Origin of the sequence: Streptomyces sp. NPDC046215, from assembly GCF_040646215.1 — a bacterium.
GTDB classification, from domain to species: domain Bacteria; phylum Actinomycetota; class Actinomycetes; order Streptomycetales; family Streptomycetaceae; genus Streptomyces; species Streptomyces stramineus.
This window is the reverse complement of the sequence record NZ_JBEYZW010000150.1, coordinates 1-7775: the sequence shown is the minus strand read 5'-3', so window position 1 is coordinate 7775 and position 7775 is coordinate 1. Positions and strand designations below refer to the sequence as shown.

General features: G+C 73.5%; 8 protein-coding genes. 4 read left to right on the top strand and 4 right to left on the bottom strand.

The annotated features are described in order from the left end of the window. Positions 1-129: 129 nt before the first annotated feature. A complete protein-coding gene (locus tag ABZ951_RS33055) occupies positions 130-828 on the bottom strand; it encodes a copper homeostasis protein CutC (protein ID WP_344096406.1) in 699 nt (232 codons plus the stop codon). A gap of 57 nt (positions 829-885) precedes the next feature. Between ABZ951_RS33055 and ABZ951_RS33050 the strand changes: the two genes are divergently transcribed. Then, positions 886-1548 carry a hypothetical protein gene (locus ABZ951_RS33050; protein WP_344096408.1) on the top strand — a complete coding sequence of 221 codons (663 nt, stop codon included), beginning with the start codon at positions 886-888 and terminating at the stop codon, positions 1546-1548. 1 nt (position 1549) lies between these two features. On the opposite strand, the gene ABZ951_RS33045 is transcribed toward ABZ951_RS33050, so the two are convergent. Together ABZ951_RS33045 and ABZ951_RS33040 are read right to left on the bottom strand one after the other, a co-directional pair. Continuing rightward, positions 1550-1822 carry a DUF4031 domain-containing protein gene (locus ABZ951_RS33045; protein ID WP_344096410.1) on the bottom strand — a complete coding sequence of 91 codons (273 nt, stop codon included), beginning with the start codon at positions 1820-1822 and terminating at the stop codon, positions 1550-1552. Positions 1823-1829: 7 nt separating this feature from the next. Next, the gene (locus ABZ951_RS33040; RefSeq protein ID WP_344096452.1) at positions 1830-2198 is read right to left on the bottom strand and encodes a hypothetical protein; all 369 of its coding nucleotides are present in this window, start codon (positions 2196-2198) and stop codon (positions 1830-1832) included. Positions 2199-2252: 54 nt separating this feature from the next. Between ABZ951_RS33040 and ABZ951_RS33035 the strand changes: the two genes are divergently transcribed. Genes ABZ951_RS33035 through ABZ951_RS33025 form a run of 3 tightly spaced genes read left to right on the top strand, consistent with a single transcriptional unit; the run spans position 2253 to position 5646 of the window. Further along, the gene (locus ABZ951_RS33035) at positions 2253-3179 is read left to right on the top strand and encodes a MurR/RpiR family transcriptional regulator (protein WP_344096413.1); all 927 of its coding nucleotides are present in this window, start codon (positions 2253-2255) and stop codon (positions 3177-3179) included. Between the two features lie 37 nt (positions 3180-3216). Further along, positions 3217-4173 carry an N-acetylmuramic acid 6-phosphate etherase gene (murQ, locus tag ABZ951_RS33030; RefSeq protein WP_344096416.1) on the top strand — a complete coding sequence of 319 codons (957 nt, stop codon included), beginning with the start codon at positions 3217-3219 and terminating at the stop codon, positions 4171-4173. Between the two features lie 24 nt (positions 4174-4197). Further along, positions 4198-5646, top strand: a complete 1449-nt coding sequence (locus ABZ951_RS33025; protein ID WP_344096418.1) for a PTS transporter subunit EIIC — start codon at positions 4198-4200, stop codon at positions 5644-5646. Between the two features lie 200 nt (positions 5647-5846). On the opposite strand, the gene groL is transcribed toward ABZ951_RS33025, so the two are convergent. Further along, positions 5847-7469, bottom strand: coding sequence for a chaperonin GroEL (gene groL, locus ABZ951_RS33020; protein ID WP_344096420.1), 1623 nt, complete (start codon positions 7467-7469; stop codon positions 5847-5849). Between the last annotated feature and the right edge of the window lie 306 nt (positions 7470-7775).

Here is a 7775-nt window from a genome sequence, read left to right as displayed (position 1 = left end):
GGGTGTTCGGGGCGTAAAGCGAAGCAGCCCCGAACACCCCACCCGCGCAGGCCCGACACCGCACCTGAACAGCCCCGCGCAGCGGACACGCCCCCCGCAGGGGAAACGGCGCCGCACAAAGAAACGGCGCTACGCGCCTACCGCAACTCGCCACTCAGCCACAGCCCCCGCATCAACCGGCCGCCCCCACCCCGCAGGCCGCGCCGCCCCGCCGATGTGGAACCCGCTGATCCCCCCGGCCAGCAGCACGGGAACGTGCTCCAGCTGCAACCCGCCCCCCACGAGGATCCGCGGCTCGTACCCCGGCTCGTCGCCCCGCGCGGCCTCCGCGAGGAGCGTCGCGAGGCCGTCGCCGACGCCGGCGGGGGATCCGGCGGTCAGGTACGTGTCGAGGCCGGGCAGGTCGGCGAGCTGCTTGCGGAGGGCGTCGCGGTCGGCGGCCCGGTCGATGGCGCGGTGGAACGTCCAGCGGGCCCGCGGCCCGATCGCGTCGGCGAGGGCGGTGACCGCGGTGAGGTCGGCGCGGCCGTCGTCGGTGAGGAAGCCGAGGACGAATTCGTCGGCACCCTCAGCGGCGAGCGCCACCGCGTCGGCGCACAGCGCGTCCAGGGCGGCCGCGCCGCCCACGGCGAAGCCGTCGGTGGCGCGGAGCATGACCCGCACGGGGATGTCGACGGCGGCCCGGACCGCGGCGTAGGTCTCCCGGTGGGGGGTGAGCCCGTCGGCGGCCATGTCGGTGACCAGTTCGAGGCGGTCCGCCCCTCCGGCCTGGGCCGCCACCGCGTCCTCGGGGGTGAGCGCGATAACCTCGAGAATTGGTCTAGACATGTAGACAGCCTGCCATACCGTCCCCGCGCCCCGAAAGCCGTGTTCCACAATTGGCCCATGGCAGCCACGCACGAGCACCCGTCCGGCCCCGCCCTGCGCGCCCGCTGGCAGGAGACCGTCCTGCGGGCGCGCGGCGGCGCGCCGGGCCCGGATCCCCTCCCGTACGCCGACGAACTGCTGCGCCGCTGGTCGGAGCCGCAGCGCCGGTACCACACGGTCGATCATCTGACGGCGGTGCTCGATCGGGTCGACGAGCTCGCCGCGCACGCCGAGGACGCGGACACCGTGCGCTTCGCCGCCTGGTTCCACGACGCGGTCTACCGCCCGGACCGCTCGGAGAACGAGGAGCGCAGTGCCCAGTTGGCCGAGCGCGCCCTGCCCGAGCTGGGCGTCGACGGGGCGCGTACGGCGCAGACGGCCCGCCTGGTGCGGCTGACGGCCGGCCATGACCCGGCGCCGGGCGACCGGGACGGCGAGGTGCTGTGCGACGCGGACCTGGCGGTCCTGGCGGGGGCGCCGCAGGACTACGCGGCGTACGCGGCGGCGGTGCGCCAGGAGTACGGGTTCGTGCCCGACGCGGCGTTCCGCGACGGCCGGGCGGCGGTGCTCAGACAGCTGCTGGGGCTGCCGAGGCTGTTCCGGACGCCGCTGGGGCACGACCGCTGGGAGACCGTCGCGCGCCGCAACCTCACCACCGAGCTGGAGCTGCTGACGGCCTGACTCAGCCGGCCGGCCGGTCGTACTTGGGGCGCCGCAGACCGGCCGCCACCAGGATGGCGACCAGCTCCTTGCTGCCCACTTCCCGGGCGCCGAGGGCGACGGCCCCGGCGTAGGACGTGGAGGGCACGTCGTAGTGGTCCCGGTCGAAGGCGCGCGGGGGTGCGCCGAGCTCCGCCGCGAAGGCGTGGAGTTCGGCGAACGACACGTCGCTGATCAGGTGGGACCACATCCGGCCGTGGCCGGGCCAGGTGGGCGGGTCGATGTAAAGCGTCACCGGCGCCTCACCGCAGGGCCGCGTTCAGCGACCCCACCCGTGCCACCAGCACCGCCTGCTTGGTGCAGGCCCAGTGCGGGTCGGCGCCGAGCTCCGGCTCGACCTCCAGGGCGTGCGGGTCGCCGCCCTCCGTGCAGACGGGGCACAGCGGCCAGCGGCCGTGCCGTTCCAGCAGGGCGTCCTGCACGTCCTGGGCGATCAGCCCGACGACGTAGGAGACGCCCTCCGGCCACTGCTCGGCCCACCACCTGCGGTGCGCCACCGCGTCCTCGACGAGCGAGACGACGTCCGCTTGCGCCGCGTCACCCGCGACGAGGTCGGCGAGGACGAGGGCGCGCGCCGTGTGCAGTGCCTGTTCGAGCTCCATACGGTCCATTGTCCGGGACGCCGAGGGTTGACGGCTCACCGGGCTGAAAATACCTTTCAAAAGGTGAGCAGCAAAGTGAAAGAAACTTTCGCGCCCCCCGCCGCCTCCGTCACGCCCCCGTCCCCCGGCGCCCTCGCCTCCAAGGTCCGGACGCTGGCGCCGTCCATGACCCGCTCGATGCAGCGGGTCGCCGAGGCCGTGGCGAACGACCCGGCCGGCTCCGCCGCGCTCACCGTCACCGGGCTCGCGGAGCGCACGGGCACGAGCGAGGCCACGGTCGTGCGCACCGCCCGGATCCTCGGCTATCCCGGCTACCGCGATCTGCGGCTTGCCCTGGCCGGGCTCGCGGCGGAGCAGGCGGCGGGCCGGGCGCCGGCCGTCACCGCCGACATCGCGGTGGACGACCCGCTGGCCGGGGTGGTCGCCAAGCTGGCCCAGGAGGAGGCGCAGTGCCTGGCGGACACGGCCGCCGGGCTCGACACCGCCGTCCTGGAGGCCGCGGTCGGCGCGCTGGCGGCCGCCCGGCGCATCGACGTCTACGGCATCGGCGCGTCCAACCTGGTGGGCCAGGACCTCGTGCAGAAGCTGCTGCGCATCGGTCTGATCGCGCACGCGCCCGCCGACCCGCACCTGGCCGTCACCAACGCCGTCCAGCTGCGGGCGGGTGACGTGGCGATCGCCATCACCCACTCGGGGCGCACCACCGACGTCATCGAGCCGCTGCGGGTGGCCTTCGAGCACGGGGCGACGACGGTGGCGATCACCGGCCGGCCGGGCGCGGAGATCGCCCAGTACGCGGACCACGTCCTGACCACGTCCACGGCCCGGGAGAGCGAGCTGCGCCCCGCGGCCATGTCGAGCCGCACCAGCCAGCTTCTCGTGGTGGACTGCCTGTTCATCGGCGTCGCCCAGCGGACGTACGACACCGCGGCGCCGGCCCTGTCCGCCTCCTACGAAGCGCTCGCCCACCGCCACGACCCGCGCCGCTGATCGGCCCGGGCCCTCACCGGAAGGGAGCCGTCCGCCCATGGCCCCTGCTTCGTCCGCGACACCCGCCTCCTCCGCCTCCTCGCCCCTGCACGCCGAGCTCGCCGCGCTGACCACCGAGGCGTTCCGCCCGGAGCTCGCGGACATCGACCGGCTGCCGACCCTCGACATCGCCCGGATCATGAACGCGGAGGACGCCGGCGTCCCCGGCGCCGTCGCCGCCCGGCTCCCGGAGATCGCGGCCGCCATCGACGCGACCGCCGCCCGGATGGCGGCCGGCGGCCGGCTGGTCTACGCGGGCGCGGGCACGGCCGGGCGGCTCGGGGTGCTGGACGCGAGCGAGTGCCCGCCGACGTTCAACACCGATCCGGCGCAGGTCGTCGGGCTGATCGCGGGCGGGTCGCCGGCGCTGGTCACGGCCGTCGAGGGCGCCGAGGACAGCAAGGAGCTGGCCGCGGCCGACCTGGAGGCGATCGGGGTCGGCCCGGCCGACACCGTCGTCGGCGTCTCGGCCTCCGGCCGCACCCCGTACGCCGTCGGGGCCGTGGAGCACGCCCGGCGGGCGGGCGCGCTCACCGTCGGGCTGTCCTGCAACGCGGGCTCGCCGCTGGGCGCGGCCGCCGACCACGCCATCGAGGTCGTCGTGGGCCCGGAGCTGCTCACGGGGTCGACCCGGCTGAAGGCGGGCACGGCGCAGAAGCTCGTCCTCAACATGCTCTCGACCGTCACGATGATCCGGCTCGGCAAGACGTACGGGAACCTGATGGTGGACGTGCGCGCGTCCAACGACAAGCTGCGCGCCCGCTCGCGGCGCATCGTCTCCCTGGCCACGGGCGCCCCCGACCAGGAGATAGAAGCGGCCCTGGCGGCGACCGGCGGTGAAGTGAAGGCCGCCGTCCTCGTCGTCCTGGGCGGGGTCGACGGCCCCACCGCCGCCCGTCTCCTGGCCGAGTCGGGCGGCCATCTGCGCACGGCGCTCGACCTCACCCGGGGCTGAGCGGAGCGAGCAAGGGCACCTCCCATGGCAGACGACCACAAGCACAGCGCCACCGCCGCCGCCCTCCTCCCCCTCCTCGGCGGCGCCGGGAACATCGTTTCCGTCACGAACTGCATGACCCGGCTGCGCCTGGAGCTGCGCGACCGCGCCCTGGTGCGGGACGGCGCGCTGCGGGCGCTGCCGGCCGTGCTGGGGGTGGTCGAGGACGGCGAGTCGTACCAGGTGGTGCTGGGCCCGGGCACGGTCGCCCGGGTGGCCCCCGAGCTCGAACGGCTGACGGCGGGCCACGGGGACGGCGCGGTCACGGCCGAGGCCCTGGCCGAGCGGGGGGCGGCGCTCCGGGCGGAGCGGGGGGCCCGGAACGCCACGCCGGGCAAGCTCCTGCTGCGCCGCATCGCCGCGATCTTCGTGCCGCTGATCCCGGCGCTGATCGGCTGCGGCATCGTCGCGGGCCTCGCCGGGCTGCTGGCCAACCTCGGGTGGCTGCCCGCGCTGGCACCGGCGCTGGGCGCGGTCGCGTCGGGTTTCATGTCGCTGATCGCGGTGTTCGTCGGCTACAACACGGCGAAGGAGTTCGGCGGCACGCCCGTGCTGGGCGGGGCGGTCGCGGCCGTCATCGTCTTCCCGGGCGTCGCCCGGGTGGACGCCTTCGGCGAGGAGCTGGCGCCCGGTCAGGGCGGGGTGCTCGGGGCACTCGCGGCGGCCCTGCTGGCCACGCGGATCGAGAAGTGGTGCCGGCGCCGGGTGCCGGAGGCGCTGGACGTGCTGCTCACGCCGACGCTGACGGTGCTGGGGGCGGGCCTGGTCACCCTCTACGGGCTGATGTTCGTGGCCGGTGAGATCTCCACCGGCATCGGGCACCTCGCCGACCGGCTGCTGGCCCACGGCGGTGCGGCGGCGGGTTTCGTGCTGGGCGGGCTGTTCCTGCCGCTGGTGATGCTGGGCCTGCACCAGGCGCTGATCCCGATCCACACGACCCTGATCCAGCACCAGGGCTACACGGTGCTGCTGCCGATCCTGGCGATGGCGGGCGCGGGGCAGGTCGGCGCGGCCCTCGCGGTGTACGTGCGGCTGTCGCGCAACGGCTCGATCCGGACGACGATCCGGTCCGCGCTGCCGGCCGGTCTCCTGGGCATCGGGGAGCCGCTGATCTACGGGGTGTCGCTGCCGCTGGGGCGCCCGTTCGTGACGGCCTGTGTCGGGGGCGCCTTCGGCGGCGGCCTGGTGGGCCTGCTCAACCAGCTGGGCGACAAGGTGGGCTCGACGGCCATCGGCCCGTCGGGCTGGGCCCTCTTCCCCCTGCTCCAGGGCAATCACGGCCTGGGCCGGACGGTGGTGATCTACGGGGCGGGGCTGCTGGCGGGCTATGCGGCGGGCTTCGCGGCAACGTACTTCTTCGGCTTCGGCCGGGGCGCGCTGGAGGAACTGAACGCGGCACCGGCGACGGAGACGGTGCCGGAGAAGGCCGCCTGAGCGGGGGCTCGCGACGCCACGCCGGGCAGCCGCGCCCGAAGGGGCGCGGAAGACTGCGACCAGCCACGATGCGCCCGCGGGTGGGGCGGCCCGGCTGCCGGCGGAGCGCGCCGGCCCGGAAAACGCCCGAGGGCGGCACCCCCCGCGACGGGGGTGCCGCCCTCGGCACGTACTGCTGGAACAGCTGATCCTCGAAGGGATCAGAAGTCCATGTCACCGCCCGGCATGCCGCCCGGAGCGGCCGCGGCGGCCTTCTCCGGCTTGTCGGCGATGACGGCCTCGGTGGTGAGGAACAGCGCGGCGATGGACGCGGCGTTCTGCAGCGCGGAGCGCGTGACCTTCGCCGGGTCGATGATGCCCTCGGCGATCATGTCGACGTACTCACCGGTCGCGGCGTTCAGGCCGTGGCCGACGGGCAGGTTGCGCACCTTCTCGACGATGACGCCACCCTCGAGACCACCGTTGACGGCGATCTGCTTGAGCGGGGCCTCCAGGGCCAGCTTCACGGCCTTGGCGCCGGTCGCCTCGTCACCCTCGAGCTCGAGCTTCTCGAAGACCGCGGAGGCCTGGAGCAGGGCCACGCCACCACCGGCGACGATGCCCTCCTCGACGGCCGCCTTCGCGTTGCGAACGGCGTCCTCGATGCGGTGCTTGCGCTCCTTGAGCTCGACCTCGGTCGCGGCACCGGCCTTGATGACGGCCACGCCGCCGGCCAGCTTCGCGAGGCGCTCCTGGAGCTTCTCGCGGTCGTAGTCCGAGTCGCTGTTGTCGATCTCGGCGCGGATCTGGTTGACGCGGCCCTGGACCTGGTCGCTGTCACCGGAGCCGTCGACGATGGTCGTCTCGTCCTTGGTGATGACGACCTTGCGGGCGCGGCCGAGCAGGTCGAGACCGGCGTTCTCCAGCTTGAGGCCGACCTCCTCGGAGATGACAGTGCCACCGGTGAGGATGGCGATGTCGCCGAGCATGGCCTTGCGGCGGTCGCCGAAGCCCGGGGCCTTGACGGCGACGGACTTGAAGGTGCCACGGATCTTGTTCACGACGAGCGTGGACAGGGCCTCGCCCTCGACGTCCTCGGCGATGATCAGCAGCGGCTTGCCGGACTGCATGACCTTCTCGAGGAGCGGCAGCAGGTCCTTGACCGAGCCGATCTTCGAGTTGACGATCAGGATGTACGGGTCGTCGAGCGACGCCTCCATACGCTCCATGTCGGTGGCGAAGTACGCCGAGATGTAGCCCTTGTCGAAGCGCATGCCCTCGGTGAGCTCAAGCTCCAGACCGAAGGTCTGGGACTCCTCGACGGTGATGACGCCTTCCTTGCCGACCTTGTCCATCGCCTCGGCGATGAGCTCGCCGATCTGGGTGTCGGCGGCGGAGATGGAGGCGGTGGAGGCGATCTGCTCCTTGGTCTCCACGTCCTTGGCCTGCTCGAGCAGGGCGGCGGAGACGGCCTCGACGGCCTTCTCGATACCGCGCTTGAGGGCCATCGGGTTGGCGCCGGCGGCGACGTTGCGCAGACCCTCACGGACCAGGGCCTGGGCGAGGACGGTGGCGGTCGTCGTGCCGTCACCGGCGACGTCGTCCGTCTTCTTCGCGACCTCCTTGACCAGCTCGGCGCCGATCTTCTCGTACGGGTCCTCGAGCTCGATCTCCTTGGCGATGGAAACACCATCGTTGGTGATCGTGGGGGCGCCCCACTTCTTCTCGAGGACGACGTTGCGGCCCTTGGGGCCGAGGGTGACCTTGACGGCGTCGGCGAGCTGGTTCATCCCGCGCTCGAGACCGCGCCGTGCCTCCTCGTCGAACGCGATGATCTTGGCCATGTGAAGTGGTCCTCCCAGGACGGGGTGGATTGCTCCGGACCGCGCTGGCGCCCGCGACGGACGGCTCGCATACCGGGCGGTTCCTTGCCCCGCCTGGCCTGCGGACCTCACCGACGGTCCAAATCTGTCACTCTCACTCGGAGAGTGCTAAGCCCAATGATTAGCACTCGACCCCTCCGAGTGCAAGCGCCTAGTGCTCGAATCCACTCGCTCCAGTGGCACCGGACGGGCCGGTATCGGCCGAGCTCGGCCGATACCGGCCCCGGCGGGGGGTGAGGTAGCCGCCGCAGGGGGCGCGGCGCCCGC